Consider the following 15651-nt stretch of genomic DNA (forward strand, 5'->3'; position numbering starts at 1 on the left):
GATGACGACACTGTTGATCATTCTCGCCTTGCAGGTGACTTACGTCTCCATGCTGACGATTCGCTTTATCCTGATGGTCAAAGGATTTCGCTATGTCGCGGCCTTGATGAGCGCGGTCGAAATCGGAATCTATGTCATCGGCTTCAAAATCGTGCTGGATCATTTGGACGAACCTGTCAATTTGATTGTGTACTGTCTAAGCTATGGGCTGGGCATCCTAATTGGAACGAAAATCGAGGAGTGGCTTGCCCTCGGGTTTGTCACTGTGCAGGCAGTAACGAAAGCCGAATTCAGTCATATGGCAGAGGAATTAAGGTCCCGAGGCTATGGGGTTACGGTATGGCAGGGTAAAGGCAAGGAAGGTCCTCGGTGGGTTATTTCCATCGTCATTTCCCGCAAGGAGCAGCAACATCTTTATCATGAAATCTTGCTCTTAGACCCGCAGGCATTCGTCGTTTCGTATGAACCGAATATGTTCCATGGTGGTTTTCTGTCGAAAAAATCAGCTTGGAACCACAATCGCCACGTATAACGCAAGGGCCGGTGTTCTTCATTGAACACCGGCTGTTGCAGTAATTTCAGGCAATATCCAGTATTATTTCGCTAGTGATTCTTTTACAATATATCTGAAGAGAAGTTGGTATGGAGGTGTCATACGATGATTCTGAAACTTACAGCCGAGACGACGCAAACGACCCAACTGAATCTAACACCTCAACTCAAGCAATCGATTTTTATTTTGCAAATAGCTTCGGATGAACTGGCCGATTTTATTCAAACTAAAGCGACAGATAATCCGTTTTTGGACATAGAATGGCCTTTCACAGGCATTAAAGGCAGTAATAAAAGCAGGACGGCTGGCATCGACCATAAAGATCGTTGGTTGAACAACTTGAGCAGGCCGGATGAAACGGCAGAAACAGCGCTGTTAGCTCAGCTGAGACTTGCGAATATACCGAAGAGCACGCTTGCGATTGCGCAATACTTGGCGGGGAATTTAAATGAATCAGGGTACCTGGAGATTTCCATAGTTGAGGCTTCGGCGGCTTGCTGTGCTGAGGAAGAGGAAGTTTTATATGCGCTCGCATGCCTCCAAAGCCTGGAACCAGCTGGGATTGCAGCGCGGGACTTGAAAGAGTGTCTGCTGCTGCAAATTGAGCGGGATTCAAACCCGGACCCATGGGCTGCAGAATTGATTGGCAATCACATGCAGGAGTTGGCCGGTAATAACCGGAAGCAGTTGGCGGATAAACTGAATATCTCCGTTGATAGACTGCTTTCCGCGATCACATATATTCGCACATTGAATCCAAAGCCTGGTCTTGCGTTCGGCTCTCAACCGCAATCCTATATCCAGCCGGATGCAAAAGTCCAGAAAGTTGACGGCGAGTACGCGATTACGATGACAGATGCCTTTCTTCCAAAAGTCATGATGAACAAAGAATACTGCTCCTTTTTTACGGGAAATCTATCAGGGGACGTATCCGCTTATGTGCGAAACCAACGCCAGGATGCGGAGCAGCTATTGTGGGGATTGGCTCAAAGAAAAGTGACGCTGCGCCGGGTCATTGAAATCATCGTGAAAGAACAGAAAGCATTTTTGGACAAAGGTGTCAGTGGTTTAAAACCGATGAATTTAAAAGCAATTGCTGCTCAATTAGGACTTCACGAGTCGACGATCAGCCGTGCTGTACAAAATAAATATATGCTTACGCCACAAGGCGTGTATGCATTGAAGTACTTTTTCCCGTCCGGTGTTTCAACGGTGAGTGGTGAAGAGGCTTCGGCCGAGAGCATCAGAACCCAAATTAAACTGCTTGTGGAACGTGAAGATAAGAAACGGCCATTATCCGATCAACAAATGACCGATTTACTGAATAAGGAAGGTATTCAAATATCGCGGCGTACGGTCATGAAGTACCGTGAAGAGTTGAGGATTCTCTCATCTAGGCTCCGTTCATCTTGAATGGAGTTGTACGTACCTAATAGAATGTAATGAATTGAGAACACGGAACAACCGTGTTCTTTTTTGTTTTAAATTGCGCATTTTTTTTACAGTTTGCCGTAAAAAATTTGTACAATAGCTCACAAAATAAATGCCGTATATGTTTATTTACCTATTCGACGTCTATTTTCCAATTGGCTCGATTCTTGCTATGTATGTAGTAGTGGATACAGCTTTTGTGAACAGCCGAGCAAGGCCTACTCATTGACAATCATAAGGAATAGGATCGCGGTCGTGAGTACAGGGCTAATCAATCAGAAATGGACCAGTAGATCTCTGTTGTTTCGGTGGTCTTCTTCATTTCCGTGGACAAAATATATCATTCAAAAGCACAAAATTATCATGTGCAAGCGTGTCCAATCTCTCTAATATTATCTTTCAAAAGAATGTTCCAAGGAAGTCCAACTCGCTCTCGATTGAGCCGTACGATCAGAAGCTGGAACAACATAAAATAATGATGTCGAATTTTGTGGAAAATGCTCAATGCATAGATGCAATTAATTAATGGGGGCGCCGCAATGCGTATGTTCAATAAGAGATGGTCCATTACTTCGATCTTATACGTGATGTTCTTTTTTGTCATCGTGATGCCTATTCTTCTGGTTTCCTCTTTGTCATTGAACGCTTATACGGATATTTTGCTTTCGAATATCACCTCAAGAACAATGCAAACCTTGGAACAAGTGTCTTACTCCATCAATCAAGATACTAGCAGATATATCAGGACCATGGCCGCCATTGCTTCCGATAACAATCTAATCTCGCTCGCCAATTCCTTTCATCAAAGTACGGAATCCAAAGACATGTTCAGCAAGTCATCCCAATTGGAAAATTCATTGAGAAATTATTTGCACGATATGCCGGACGTCGTTTCCGCCATGTTCGTCTACCGCGACAAGGGTGCATTTTTCTTTGAAGGCACCCATTTTCATAATATCAACACACGGATTAACGAAACAAATTTAAAGATGACGCCTCTGTATCGGAAAGCGCTTCAGAATCAAGGACGTGTGTTGTTGTTCGGTCCAGAAGAGAACAATTTGATTGAATCGAATGACAAATATATTTTATCAGGAGCCATAGCTCCTCAATATGACAGGTCATTTAACGATGTAGAGATGATCTATTTTGTTTTACAAGCCAAATCTTTCGAGAACTTGTCCGGGTCCACTTCGAGTCAAAGCGGTAGCTTCATCATTCTTGACGGGAACAGCAATATCATGCTAGACACGAGTAAAGATAAAAGCAAGAACATCGAAAAGGAAGGGATTAAACAAGCGCAAACGAAGAGTAACGGCAATTTTATAACTATGGTGAATGGTGAACAAATGTTTGTGACCTTTCTGACTATGGAGCGAATGGATTGGAAAATTATTTACATGGCGCCGTACGATCAGATGACTACCCAGGTCAAGCAAATTTATACATTTATTATGAGCGTTTCTGTACTCGGCTTGATCCTGTTTTTGATTGTCTCGTTTTTCCTTGTGAGGAGCATCGTTGGTCCTATTAAGTCTTTAATTTATCAAATGAACAAAGTGAAAAGCGGTTCCTTTCAGGCTCATCTCAATCTGTCCGGTCCATTGGAAATTTATTCATTAGGGAAAACGTTTCAAAGTATGACTGTGCGCATGCAGGAGCTGATCATCGAAAGGCAGGAGCAAGAAAAATTAAAAAACCGTGCGGAGATCGACGCGCTTCAATCTCAAATCAATCCGCATTTTCTCGTAAATACGCTCAATGCGATCAAAATCATGGCCATGTTAGTGAAAGCGGCAAATCTGGTTGAAATGACGGATTCGCTGATCAAGCTGCTGTCTTCTACTTTTCATCGCGACGGATCCTACATCCAACTAACAGATGAGATGCAAAACCTGGAAAAATATATTTTCATAATGAAAGTTCGTTATGGCGAGCGGTTTAAAGTGGAGTACGACTTCGAAGATCATGTGAAAGATACATTTATTCTCAAACTGTTACTGCAGCCTATTGTCGAGAATGCGATCATTCATGGGTTTTACGGCAAAGAAGTGATGGGAATCGTTAAAATTTCCGGTAAGAGAGTTGGGGATCAGCTACTCATTACAATTGTTGATAATGGCAAAGGCATGGAGCAGCGGACGATGGAGGCCTTGCTGAACGAGAAAAAAGTGGAGTCGCTTTGCGGGATCGGCATCGCCAATGTCAATGACCGGATCCGGTTAAATTACGGAGAGTCTTACGGATTGCAAATTAAGAGCGAGCTTGGAGTTGGAACGGAAGTCAACGTGACATTGCCGCTTTTTTCGAACAATCCGGATCAAAGGTCCGGACACGAATGAAAAAACTATGATCTGGTTCTCGTTCAGGATTAGTACAGTTTCAATTTTTAATCGGATGGGAGATGAAAAGCATGTTTAGAGTTATGATCGTCGATGACGAACCGCTTGTGAGACTAGCCCTGGGCGCGATCATACCTTGGGATGATTTGGAATGCGAGGTTGTCGCTGAGGCTGCGGACGGCTATGAAGCGTGGGAACGAATATCGGCAAAGCAGGACATCGATATCATGATTGCCGATATGAGCATGCCGGTTATGGATGCCAACACGCTGCTGTCCAAGCTGCAGGAAGCGAATCTGAGAAACGCTCCGCAGAGCATTGTATTAAGCGCATACTCGGACTTTGATTTTGTGCGGAAGGCGTTCCTTCTTGGCGCAGTAGATTATATCATGAAAGCGAATCTGGATCCGGAACATATCATTCCGGTGATTCAAAAAGCCGTCAATAAGCTGAAGGAAAAGACGGTTTCTTCTGCACGTACGAATTCATATAGCGATTCTGACAGTAAGCAGCGGGAGACATGGCTTCGGGGCCTGCTCCGTGAAAAAGATTATTTGTATAACCTTAACTTAACACTGGACGATTCCTTTCATACATGGGTGTCGCAATACGCGAACCAACAGCATGTAATTGTGTCATTGCTGCCTGACGAAAGATTGGATAACGATGTGCATCTGGTTAAGATCATTAGGCAAGGGATGGAAATCGTTAAAGTTCCTTTTGAACTTATTCAGATTCAAGAGGATGAACTTTCACTTTTGTTATGCTTTGAGTCCCGAGTTAGCTATTTAAATATACGGGAACGTGTAATGGAGATACTGGATTCCTTGCGGAATACGGTCAAAAACTTTTTAAATATTACGCTATCGGTTGGGGTCGGGGGTACCTGTACGGACTGGAAAAGCTGGCATCAAAGATACATCCAGGCTAAATACTTGGCCTCATTGCGGTTCTCCGAAGGGCTTGGGCGCGTGTATTATCCTGAAGTGATCAACGCAGACGAAAAGCCGCATCGGACGGCATGGGATCATACGGTTATGATGCAACTGATGAATAAGGGTGATTCTAAGTGGCAGCAGCTGCTGAACGCAGGATTAAAGCAGTTGAGCGATGTGCCGAATGTGACATTGGAAAGCGCTCTCCCGATCTATGAAGAATTGATTTGGAATATAGGCGCATTGCTGCATGCCAAGGCGATGAATTGGACGCATGTGATTGAGACGCGTAGGCGGCCGTATGAGATCGTTGAGCAGTTTATGTTTCGTGAAGATTTGCACGAGTGGATTGAGCAGCTTGTGTTTCGGCTTGCAGATCTGCTTCATTCGGAGAAACAGCGCGAGGACAATCCGCAGCGGTTGGTTGAAAGAGTGAAACGGTACGTTGAGCAAAATTACTGTAAACCGATTACGCTGGGTCAAGTCAGCGAATGGGCGCAGGTGACGGAAAGCCATCTAAGTAAACAGTTTGTGAAAGAAACAGGCGAGCATTTTATCGAATATGTTACTAAGCTTCGTATTAACGAGGCGGCCAGACTAATCGAGTCCGAAATGAAAATGTATGAAATTGCCGTCAAGGTGGGATATGAGAACCCCGAACATTTCAGCCGAGTGTTTAAGAAATACAGGGGAATGAGTCCTCAGAAATATCGGGATGATGATGCGCGGAAAAAGATATGAATCCCAAAATATATCATGCGAATCACTAAATATATCAATGAAAGCGTATTCCATTATTTTGTAAGATAACAGTGTAAATCATTTACGAAATCTTGAGGGGGTTAAGAAAGATTATGAAAAGAAAATTAGTAACATCCGTACTTTCAATGACGTTGGCGTTCGGCGTTGCAGGATGCAGCGGGAATACGGCAACGAAAGACAGCAATTCTACTACAGCTCCGACTGCAGACAGCAGCAAAGCGAATGCGGTTACATTGAAACTGGCTATGTGGGATAGCGATAGCGAATTCCTGGATAGCTGGTCAAAGAAAGTGAAAGAGTTTTCCAATGTGATGCCGAACGTGAAGGTGGAAGTCGAAACATTCAAAAGCGACGGCGACTATTTGCAAGCGATGAAAGTCAGATTAGCAGCGAATGAGCTGCCGGATATTATCGAGATGAAACCAAATTTTATCAACGATTTCAAAGCTGAACTTCTTCCGCTGGATGATTTAAGCGTTACCGCCAAAAACTCGAAGGCCAAGCAATTTGCCGTAGACGGTAAAGTTCTCGCATTGCCTGTTATTTCTTTTCCTGAACTTGTTTACTATCATCCGTCTGTTTTTAAAGAATTAGGCTTAAGTGTTCCGACAACTTGGGAGCAATTTGTAAGCGTATTAACGGAGATTAAAAAGAGCGGCAAGTACCAGCCTTATGCAATGGGCGGCAAGGACTCCTGGCCGAACTATCCGTTTAACGAATTTATGCCGCTGCTTGCATCCGGCGATGAAAACTATTACGACAAGATTGCCGGAATGGACAAGCCGTTTGATAAAGGTACACCGTTCTATAAAGCATACACGGATATTGCGACTTTATATGACGCGAAAGTCATGGGCGCCGATCCGCTGGGATTGAGCAACGACCAGGCAACGGGATTGTTTGAGGCTAAAAAGGCGGCTGTCATTGCGGCAGGACTATGGTACTTCCCACAGTACAAATCCAAAGTAGGAAATATTGATGATTTGGCTGCATTCCCGCTGCCTGCTCGCCATTCCGAGTCAGAGCCGTTGAAAGTCATGACTTTCACGGATAACTTCTTCGGTATTAACAATAAATCCAAAAACGCTGATGCAGCTAAGAAATTCCAAGAGTGGATGTTCAGCTCCGACGCATACACCTTCTATGTGAATAAAAAGCAAGCGAATTCCGTTATGGAAGGCGTCAAAGCAGACGTTCCGTTCTTGAATGATTTCTACAAAGCGAATAAATTCGAAGAGTTCAACTACCGTCCAGGCGGCGCGGATTTCAATAAATATGTGAACTCGATTCAATTGGATTGGAAGAAACTTGGTCAAGACATGATGGGCGGGAAAGCGCTAGATGCAATTTCCAAGGATTTGAATGACATGTGGACGAAAGCAAGAGCGAGCAAGTAGGTACTTGAAATGGGGAGAGGGATGCATAGTTATCTCCTCTCCATCACTTCGATAAGGCGACTAATGGAAAAGTTATACACCGAGAGATCAACCTGATATCCACATATGAAAATGAAAGCGCCGAATGATTGAATGTAAACGAATACAAATGATATGCGGGCGGCCACATTGTAAACGAAATGGGAGATGAATGATGAAAAAGTATTTCAGGTTTTGGAGTATCATGCTTTGTATATTTACGTTTGCCTTCTCTCCTTTGCTTTTGGGGGGGGGGGCTACCAGCGCAGCTGCGACCTCTGTCATCAATGACTGGAATCTTGCTTTAGGCAAATCGGCCAGCGCGGACAGCGAGGAAGCTTCCAATGGCAATGTTGCCACTAACGGCAATGATGGAAACTTATTAAGCAGATGGACGGCGAATAACGGAGCGGTGGACCACTGGTGGAAGGTTGATTTGGGAAGCGCACAACCGCTAACGGGAACGGAAGTGAAATGGGAGCACAGCAATATTTATAAATACAAGATTGATGTTTCGAGTGATAACGTCACTTGGAATACCGTCGCAGATCAAACTGCAAATACGGTTAGCAATCAAACAAATCACGATAATTTTGCTGCAAACGGCCGGTATGTAAGGATTACAATAACCGGATTAGTTGCTAACGAGTGGGCAAGCTTCTATGAATTCAAAGTATTTGGACAAGATACTCTCGATGCTCCCGATACAAGCGCCTATTATAAGATCAAGAACAGCAATAGCGGGAAGCTGATGGACATTGGAGGAGGTTCTGTATCGAATGGTGCCGCTGATATTCAGTGGAGCGATAACAAAGGAGTCAACCAACAATGGCAGTTCACGGCAACCGGAGACGGTTTTTACAAAATTATGAATCGAAAAAGCGGGAAGCTGCTCCAGGTGAGCAATAGCTCGACTTCAAATGGAGCTGCAGTTGTGCAATGGGATGACAATGGAAGCAGCAGCCAGCAATGGAAGTTGACCAGCTTAGGTAAAGGAATTTGGAAGCTTGAGAATCGAAACAGCGGGAAAGCGGCATCGGTCGGAGGTGCTTCAACGGCTGACGGAGGCGAAGTCATTCAATGGGCGTACAACGGCGGCGCAGAACAGCAATGGGAGCTGATTACGCCGACGCCAATGGCCTATACGGCTGCTGTCGATCCAAATCTCCAATATCAAAAATGGGAGGGCTGGGGGACATCGCTTGCCTGGTTTGCTAACCGCATTGGCGGTGCTCCCGATACCGTAAGAAACACTTTTGCCGATCAGCTATTTAGCGAGAATGGGCTGAATATGAATATCGTCCGCTATAATATTGGCGGCGGCGAGAATCCGGCTTACCCGAATTGGCCAACGGAGCTGCGTGCTAGGATTCCAGGATTTCAACCGACACAGGGCACTTATGATTGGACAGCCGATGCGAACCAGCGCTGGGTCCTCCAAGCGGCCAAATCCAGAATTGCCTCAAGCGAATTCCTTGCCGAAGCCTTCTCCAATTCACCTCCGTGGTGGATGACGAAGAGCGGCAGTGTGACGGGTTATCAAGATGGAGCAGACAATAATTTGCGAGACGATATGTATGATGCTTTTGCTGATTATTTAGTGACTGTAAATCAGCATTTCAAAGAACACTGGGGTGTTACGTTCCGAACATTGACTGGTTTGAATGAACCGAGTTCCTGGTGGAATTTCGGCAATCGACAAGAAGGCAGTCGTTTCGATCCGCCTTATCAGGAGCGAATTATTCAGAAAGTGGCGGCAAAGCTTCAGCAACAAGGTTCATCAACGACGGTAAGCGCTTCGGATGAAACGTCCATCGACATGGGGCGAGATACGATCAACAGCTTCTCTGAAGCTACCAAGTCTGTCATCTCACAGTATAACGTGCATACGTACGGCGGGTCGGACCGGGTTGGCTTTAATCAAGCGGCAGCAGGCAAGAAAATCTGGATGTCTGAGCACGGAGACGGGGATGCTACAGGCCTAGCGATGTCCAGATCCATCATCGAGGATTTGCGATATATGAAAGCCTCAGGATGGGCATATTGGCAAGCCGTAGATAGTTTCGGTTGGGGAATGCTGGATGTCAATGATTTAAATGATCCTAATTCCACGTTCACAACTGTGGTAAACAAAAAATATTGGGCAATGGCACAGTTCAGCAAATATATCCGTCCAGGGTATACAATTATTGATATTCAAGATGAAAATTCCATCGCGGCGTATGATCAGGTTTCCAAGAAACTCGTCATCGTCACGTTAAACGACAGAGAAGCGGCTAACACGGTAACGTATAATTTATCGGCATTTAGTCCATTAACAGGTTCCTTGACAGGGACACGTACAGTCGTGAGTACAAGCGAGAATTTGGCTCCGATCTCCGGACTCAGCCTTAGCAATAATACCTTCCACTATACTCTGCCTGAGGGATCTATGGCCACATTTGTGATCTCGGACGCGCAGGTGGAGATGCCTGTAACGGGCGTGCAGCTGGATAAACCGCAAGTCTCGCTTCAAGAAGGGCAACATGCAGAGCTGATTGCAACTGTACTTCCTGAGAACGCAACGAATAAGAATGTAACTTGGTCGAGCAGCGACGAGACCATTGCCAAAGTGGAAGTTAAAGACGGTAAAGCAGTTGTCACCGCATTGAAAGAAGGAAAATCGGACATTACGGTCACCACGGTGGACGGCAATTTCACAGCGGTAAGCAAAATTACGGTACAGAAAGACGATGGCACGCAGAACGCTTCAGCGACTCTATCCGCAGCAAGCACCGTTCAGACAGGCGGGGAAATCCCTGTACTGCTAGGTCTGGACAGCGTCACGCAAAACGTATATGCACAAAGTATTAAGATGGACTACGATTCGAACGTTTTTGACTTCATTTCTGCCACTGCGGTGAAAGACGAGATTCTGCTTGTGGACACTGTAAAGGATACGCTGGGTAAACTTCAGTTTATTATGGCAAACGTAGGAAAGGCTCTGACAGGCTATGCCGAGGTTCTTGAACTGAAGTTCAAAGCCAAAGCTGTAACGCAGCCGGCAACGGGATCGATTGCTGTAACCGACGCAACGCTGGCCGATGGGCAGGGAGCGGAAATGAAGGCGCAAGTATCTTCGGTTAACGTGAGCATTACGACACCGCCTCCGGGAATTCCAGGCGACGTCAACCATGACAATAAGATAAGCATCGGCGATCTTGGTATCATCGCTGCAAATTATGGCAAAACATCATCCAGCCCGCATTGGGAGCAAATCAAGCATGCTGACGTAACTGGCGATGGCAACATCGATATTGAAGATCTTACGTTAGTAGCCAGTAAGATTATGGAGTAAGTAAATATTGTTATCTATACCTTCAATAAGGGTGCCCTTGGCCATTATGGTCTCCAGGGCACCTTTTTCCCCATGTACGAAGTTATTCCATCAGAAGGCCCTTCATTTCTCGGTCTTGTTTTATTACCAACAAAATTTATCAATTGAAAGCACAAAAATGATCATGTGAAAGCGTGTCCAATCTCTCTAATATTAACTATATAAAGAATGTTAAAGGGGTGGAGGATTTACATGAGTAACGAGATGCAAAAGAGAGTGATTGTACTTTCCTTTCTGGCGCTGCCGATCGGATTGCTGCTGTTATTTCTGATTTACCCGACAACGAAACTGTTTCAGTACAGTATGACTGACTGGAACGGGATCAGCCGTGAGATGCATTTTGTCGGGTTTGACAATTACTTGAAAGCGTTCAAAATGTCGCAAGTATGGCAATCGCTTTCGAACAACTGGCTTTATTTTATTATCCATGCGTTGTTGATTCCGTTTGAAATTTTACTCGCCGTTATGCTGAATGCAAAAATGAGGGCAAGCGAATTTTTCCGCTCCATTATTTTACTGCCCTACATCATCAATGGTGTTGCAGTCGCTTACATTTTTAGCTATTTGTATAACCCGATTAACGGTCCTATCAATGAATTGTTGACAGCCGTCGGTTTGGAGAGCTGGATTCACAATTGGCTCAGTGACGTGAAAATCGTCAACTATTCGCTGGTTGCTATCTCCTTATGGCGCTTCGCTGGTTTTCATATCATTCTGTTCCTGGCTGGGGTGCAGTCCATTCCAAACGATCTGTACGAAGCCGCAACCATCGACGGTGCGAACAAAATGCAGCAAGTTCGTTATATCGTGCTGCCGGGCATTCGGCGTGTCATCGAAATTATTTTGTTCTTGAACATTCGCGGAGCCCTTCAAGTATTCGATATTCCTTTTCTTGTTACGCAAGGCGGTCCGGGAACTTCAAGCAGTACGTTTACGATTTTCACGATTAATACAGCATTTAAATTCAACAGCTATGGCCTCGCTTCCGCGATGGCGATTATTTTGATGTTGATGATCATCGTGTTCAGTTTCATTCAAAACTTACTAATCCGTGAGAAAGGAGAGAAATCATCATGAGCATGCCCCAAACCAAAATTGCAACCAAACCCTTTAGAATGGAAAAGGCTGCAGCGCTTTCCTTCTTGGGCAAGACGTTTTACTACATCATATTATCGATCATTACGTTAATTATTTTTGTCCCCCTGCTGCTGGTCGTTTTCGCAGCGTTCAAAACGTCACCGGAGCTCTCGGCGACATCGCCTTTCTCGCTTCCGAAGAGCTGGTCATTTCACAATTTCAGCGTTGCCTTCGAGAAAGCGAATATGCTTGTTGGACTCATTAACTCCCTTAGCATTACGGTATCTAGCGTAGTTATTAATGCCATTCTGGGTGCAATGACGGCATTCGTGCTGAATCGGTTTCAGTTCCGTTTCAAGAAAACGATTTTTCTGCTTTTTATCGTTGCGTCTGTCGTACCCTCCTATACAACGGAAGTGGCCCGTTTCCAGACGATCAAGTCGCTAGGGCTGTATAACACGCTGTTTGCGCCACTGATCATATATGCGGGAACGGATTTAATGCAAATTTTCATCTACTTGCAGTTCATTGAGAAAATATCCAAGCAGTTGGATGAAAGCGCGCTCCTGGACGGTGCGTCGTATTTCCGGATTTTCCGCTCCATTCTGTTCCCGCTCTTGCTCCCGGCAACCGCAACGCTGGCGATTATAAAAGCCGTTGACATTATGAACGACATGTACATTCCTTATCTATACATGCCGTCCAAGAAGTTAAGCACATTATCGACCGCTTTGATGACGTTTGTAGGCGAACGCGCTACGTATTGGAACGAACTGTCGGCCGCGATTATTTTGGTCATGCTTCCGACCATATTGATTTACCTGATCTTGCGCAAGTTTATTTTTGCCGGATTGATGGACGGCGCGATGAAAGAATAACCGAACATGGAGGTTTTGACGATGATTAACGATAAATTGCCGTATATTTATTATGGCGGCGATTATAATCCCGACCAATGGTCAGAAGAAGTATGGCAAGAAGATATGCGTATGTTTAAACTCGCGGGGATTAATGTCGTGACGCTGCCCGTGTTCAGCTGGGCGAAGCTGCAGCCGTCGGAGCATACGTATGATTTTGAATGGCTGGACAAGATTATCGATACGGTGACCAAAGAAGGGATTTACCTGTGCCTCGCCACTTCCACTGCGGCGCAGCCGGCCTGGATGTCCCGCCAGTATCCTGAAGTGCTACCTGTCGATATAGATGGAAGAAAACGGACGCACGGCTCGCGGGTCAACTTTTGTCCAAACAGCAGCGTTTACAGAAAATATTCTAAGCAGTTAGCGGCAAAATTGGCGGAGCGTTACGGGAATCATCCATCCTTGGTCGTATGGCACATCGGGAACGAATACGGTCCTCACTGCTATTGCGATACGTGTGCGGCGGCTTTCCGGGTTTGGCTGCAAAATAAATATGGCACGCTAGACGTCGTCAACCGCGTTTGGAATATGAGCTTCTGGTCGCATACGGTATATGAATGGGACGAGATCGTACCGCCAACGAATTTGAACGGGAATAACAAATGCTTCCAGGGCATCGCTTTGGATTATAAAAGATTTATGTCCGATTCCATTTTGGCATGTTATCAAGCCGAGTACGATGTGATTAAACAGATTACTCCGGGCCTCAAAATCACAACGAATATTTGGGGGCTGTTTAACGGCCTTGATTTGCAGAAGTGGGCCGATCAGATGGATGTCGTATCCTGGGACAGCTATCCTCAAATGAATGAGCCCATGAGCAACGTGGCGATGCGGCACGATTATATGCGGGGACTTAAGAACGGACAACCGTTCATGCTGATGGAACAGACGCCGAGCCAGCAAAACTGGCAGGCTTATAACAGCCTGAAAAGGCCCGGTGTTATGAGGCTTTGGAGCTATCAGGCTGTCGCGCATGGAGCGGATACGGTGATGTTTTTCCAATTGCGGCGTTCCGTCGGCGCGTGTGAGAAGTATCACGGCGCTTTAATTGCTCACGCAGGTCATGAACATACGAGGGTATTCAGAGAATGCGCGCAGTTGGGACAAGAGCTGAAGGCATTGGGAGACACGATTGTAGATTCCGTAACGGAGTCCAAAGTGGCGCTATTGTTTGATATCGATACATGGAATGCAGTGGAAATGACCAGCGGACCGAGCGTAGATCTCGATTATCTCAAGCAAGCGCAGAAGTATTACAAAGCTTTCTATGATTTGAACATTAGCGTCGATGTGATTAGCCCGCTTAGCGATTTCTCCAAGTATGAGTGCATTGTCGCGCCTGTGATGTATATGATGAAGCCTGGTGTGAGCGAGCGGTTGAAGTCGTTCGTGAAACAAGGAGGAACGTTCGTCACTACATTCTTCAGCGGAATTGTTAACGAGAATGATCTCGTTACGCTGGAAGGTTACCCGGGCGAATTAAGGGACTTGCTCGGAATTTGGATAGAGGAAATCGATGCACTTCAGCCGGAAATGAGCAACCGTATCATGATGAATTCGACTTTTCAAGAGCTCGAGGGTGAATACGAATGCGGTCTGCTTTGCGACCTGCTGCACCTTGAAGGAGCGGAAGCGCTTGGGAGTTACGGCCGCGACTTTTATGCCGGCATGCCGGCGGTAACCCGTAACAAATTCGGACAAGGGGAAGCGTATTATGTTGCAACGGATCCTGAACAAGCGTTCTTGGATAAGTTCTCTAAAGCTTTATGCGACAAGCTTCATTTAGCTCCGCTGCATCAATCGCCTTATGGAGTCGAGATTGTAAGCAGATGCAAGGATGGCAAAACCTTCACGTTTGTCTTAAATCATAATCCTTACGAATCAACGACTTTATTAAGGGAAGGGACTTATAAGGATTTGCTGTCTCATCGAGTCTTTGAGGGCTCGCTCTCGCTTGAGCCGTACGGTGTTGCTATTTTAGAACAAGTATATTGATTTCCTGGGAAATCTATGGAACAACAAAAACGGAGCACCGCAGGTTTGCGGTCTCCGTTTTCTAATTAAATCTGACATATCACATTTGTTTTAAATTGCGCAATTTTTTTACAATTAGCCGTAAAAATTTTGTGCAATCGCTCACAAAATAGATGTCGCATATGTTTATTTGCCTATTCAACGGCGATTTTCCTATTGGCTCGATTCTTGCTATGTATGGAGTAGTGGATACAGCTTTTGGCAAGATGCATTTGCAAGCGCTTTTAAAACTTATTCAATGCTTGTGCAATTGATTAAGGAAGGAGGCAGGATGAAATATGCACATCGTGATTGACTTTGGGGGAACAGACATCAGCATTGGTTTGGTCCAAAATGGAACCGTTATCTCAATAACGAGATTACCAGCCCTATCGCAAGAAGGGTTGTTAAGGCGTCTATCGGATGTAATAGGATCCATTTATCAATTACTTTCTCAAAGCCGATATGCCATTTCCGAGTGTACGGGGATCGGGATAGCAATGTCGGGCGTAGTTGATCCAATAAGCCGCACCCTACTGATCAACGAGATATATTCAGACGCAGTAGGGTTTCCTTTTGTACAGTGGTTTGAAGTGGTATTTGGACTGCCTTGTATCCTTGAAAATGACGCCGAGGCTGCGCTGATCGGTGAAGCTGCCTATACCGTGGCGAGAGGCGAAACGAATGCCGTCTTATTAGGCGTTTCACGAATGCTTGAAATAAAACAAGCACCAAAAGACGTTTTACAAAATTAAGGAGAGTGTAAAAACAAATGTCAATTTCAAACATTTCCAGCACTTATATGATATTTCGGCTTCAAATCG

General features: G+C 45.2%; 10 protein-coding genes. All 10 read left to right on the top strand.

What is annotated here, in order from left to right; genetic code table 11:
• Position 1 precedes the first annotated feature (1 nt).
• The 10 genes from L6I86_RS33960 to L6I86_RS34005 all read left to right on the top strand — a co-directional run bounded on the left by L6I86_RS33960 (position 2) and on the right by L6I86_RS34005 (position 15582).
• Entirely contained in the window at positions 2-532 is a 531-nt protein-coding gene (locus L6I86_RS33960) for a DUF2179 domain-containing protein (RefSeq protein WP_236293204.1), read from the top strand.
• Positions 533-658: 126 nt separating this feature from the next.
• Positions 659-1966, top strand: coding sequence for an RNA polymerase factor sigma-54 (rpoN, locus tag L6I86_RS33965; RefSeq protein WP_236293206.1), 1308 nt, complete (start codon positions 659-661; stop codon positions 1964-1966).
• 530 nt (positions 1967-2496) lie between these two features.
• Entirely contained in the window at positions 2497-4326 is a 1830-nt protein-coding gene (locus tag L6I86_RS33970) for a sensor histidine kinase (protein WP_236293208.1), read from the top strand.
• 71 nt (positions 4327-4397) lie between these two features.
• A complete protein-coding gene (locus tag L6I86_RS33975) occupies positions 4398-6002 on the top strand; it encodes a helix-turn-helix domain-containing protein (RefSeq protein ID WP_236293210.1) in 1605 nt (534 codons plus the stop codon).
• Between the two features lie 113 nt (positions 6003-6115).
• Positions 6116-7420, top strand: a complete 1305-nt coding sequence (locus L6I86_RS33980) for an ABC transporter substrate-binding protein (RefSeq protein WP_236293213.1) — start codon at positions 6116-6118, stop codon at positions 7418-7420.
• 223 nt (positions 7421-7643) lie between these two features.
• Entirely contained in the window at positions 7644-10775 is a 3132-nt protein-coding gene (locus L6I86_RS33985) for an RICIN domain-containing protein (RefSeq protein ID WP_236293214.1), read from the top strand.
• 231 nt (positions 10776-11006) lie between these two features.
• Positions 11007-11891, top strand: a complete 885-nt coding sequence (locus tag L6I86_RS33990; RefSeq protein WP_236293215.1) for a carbohydrate ABC transporter permease — start codon at positions 11007-11009, stop codon at positions 11889-11891.
• The gene (locus tag L6I86_RS33995) at positions 11888-12769 is read left to right on the top strand and encodes a carbohydrate ABC transporter permease (protein ID WP_236293216.1); all 882 of its coding nucleotides are present in this window, start codon (positions 11888-11890) and stop codon (positions 12767-12769) included. The genes L6I86_RS33990 and L6I86_RS33995 overlap by 4 nt, the downstream gene beginning before the upstream one ends.
• Positions 12770-12790: 21 nt before the next feature.
• Positions 12791-14809, top strand: coding sequence for a beta-galactosidase (locus L6I86_RS34000; RefSeq protein WP_236293217.1), 2019 nt, complete (start codon positions 12791-12793; stop codon positions 14807-14809).
• Between the two features lie 317 nt (positions 14810-15126).
• Positions 15127-15582: an ROK family protein gene (locus L6I86_RS34005; protein WP_236293218.1), complete on the top strand. Its 456-nt coding sequence runs from the start codon at positions 15127-15129 to the stop codon at positions 15580-15582.
• The last annotated feature ends 69 nt before the right edge of the window (positions 15583-15651 follow it).

This window comes from Paenibacillus allorhizoplanae, assembly GCF_927798215.1.
In the GTDB taxonomy this organism is placed as follows: Bacteria; Bacillota; Bacilli; order Paenibacillales; family NBRC-103111; genus Paenibacillus_E; species Paenibacillus_E allorhizoplanae.

What these genes read in the sequence shown, in the direction of transcription:
- L6I86_RS33970 (WP_236293208.1), top strand. Translation starts at nt 2,497, where the DNA reads ATGCAATTAATTAATGGGGGCGCCGCAATGCGTATGTTCAATAAGAGA.
- L6I86_RS33980 (WP_236293213.1), top strand. Translation starts at nt 6,116, where the DNA reads ATGAAAAGAAAATTAGTAACATCCGTACTTTCAATGACGTTGGCGTTC.
- L6I86_RS34005 (WP_236293218.1), top strand. Translation starts at nt 15,127, where the DNA reads ATGCACATCGTGATTGACTTTGGGGGAACAGACATCAGCATTGGTTTG.
- L6I86_RS34000 (WP_236293217.1), top strand. Translation starts at nt 12,791, where the DNA reads ATGATTAACGATAAATTGCCGTATATTTATTATGGCGGCGATTATAAT.
- L6I86_RS33985 (WP_236293214.1), top strand. Translation starts at nt 7,644, where the DNA reads ATGCTTTGTATATTTACGTTTGCCTTCTCTCCTTTGCTTTTGGGGGGG.
- L6I86_RS33995 (WP_236293216.1), top strand. Translation starts at nt 11,888, where the DNA reads ATGAGCATGCCCCAAACCAAAATTGCAACCAAACCCTTTAGAATGGAA.
- L6I86_RS33975 (WP_236293210.1), top strand. Translation starts at nt 4,398, where the DNA reads ATGTTTAGAGTTATGATCGTCGATGACGAACCGCTTGTGAGACTAGCC.
- rpoN (WP_236293206.1), top strand. Translation starts at nt 659, where the DNA reads ATGATTCTGAAACTTACAGCCGAGACGACGCAAACGACCCAACTGAAT.
- L6I86_RS33990 (WP_236293215.1), top strand. Translation starts at nt 11,007, where the DNA reads ATGAGTAACGAGATGCAAAAGAGAGTGATTGTACTTTCCTTTCTGGCG.
- L6I86_RS33960 (WP_236293204.1), top strand. Translation starts at nt 2, where the DNA reads ATGACGACACTGTTGATCATTCTCGCCTTGCAGGTGACTTACGTCTCC.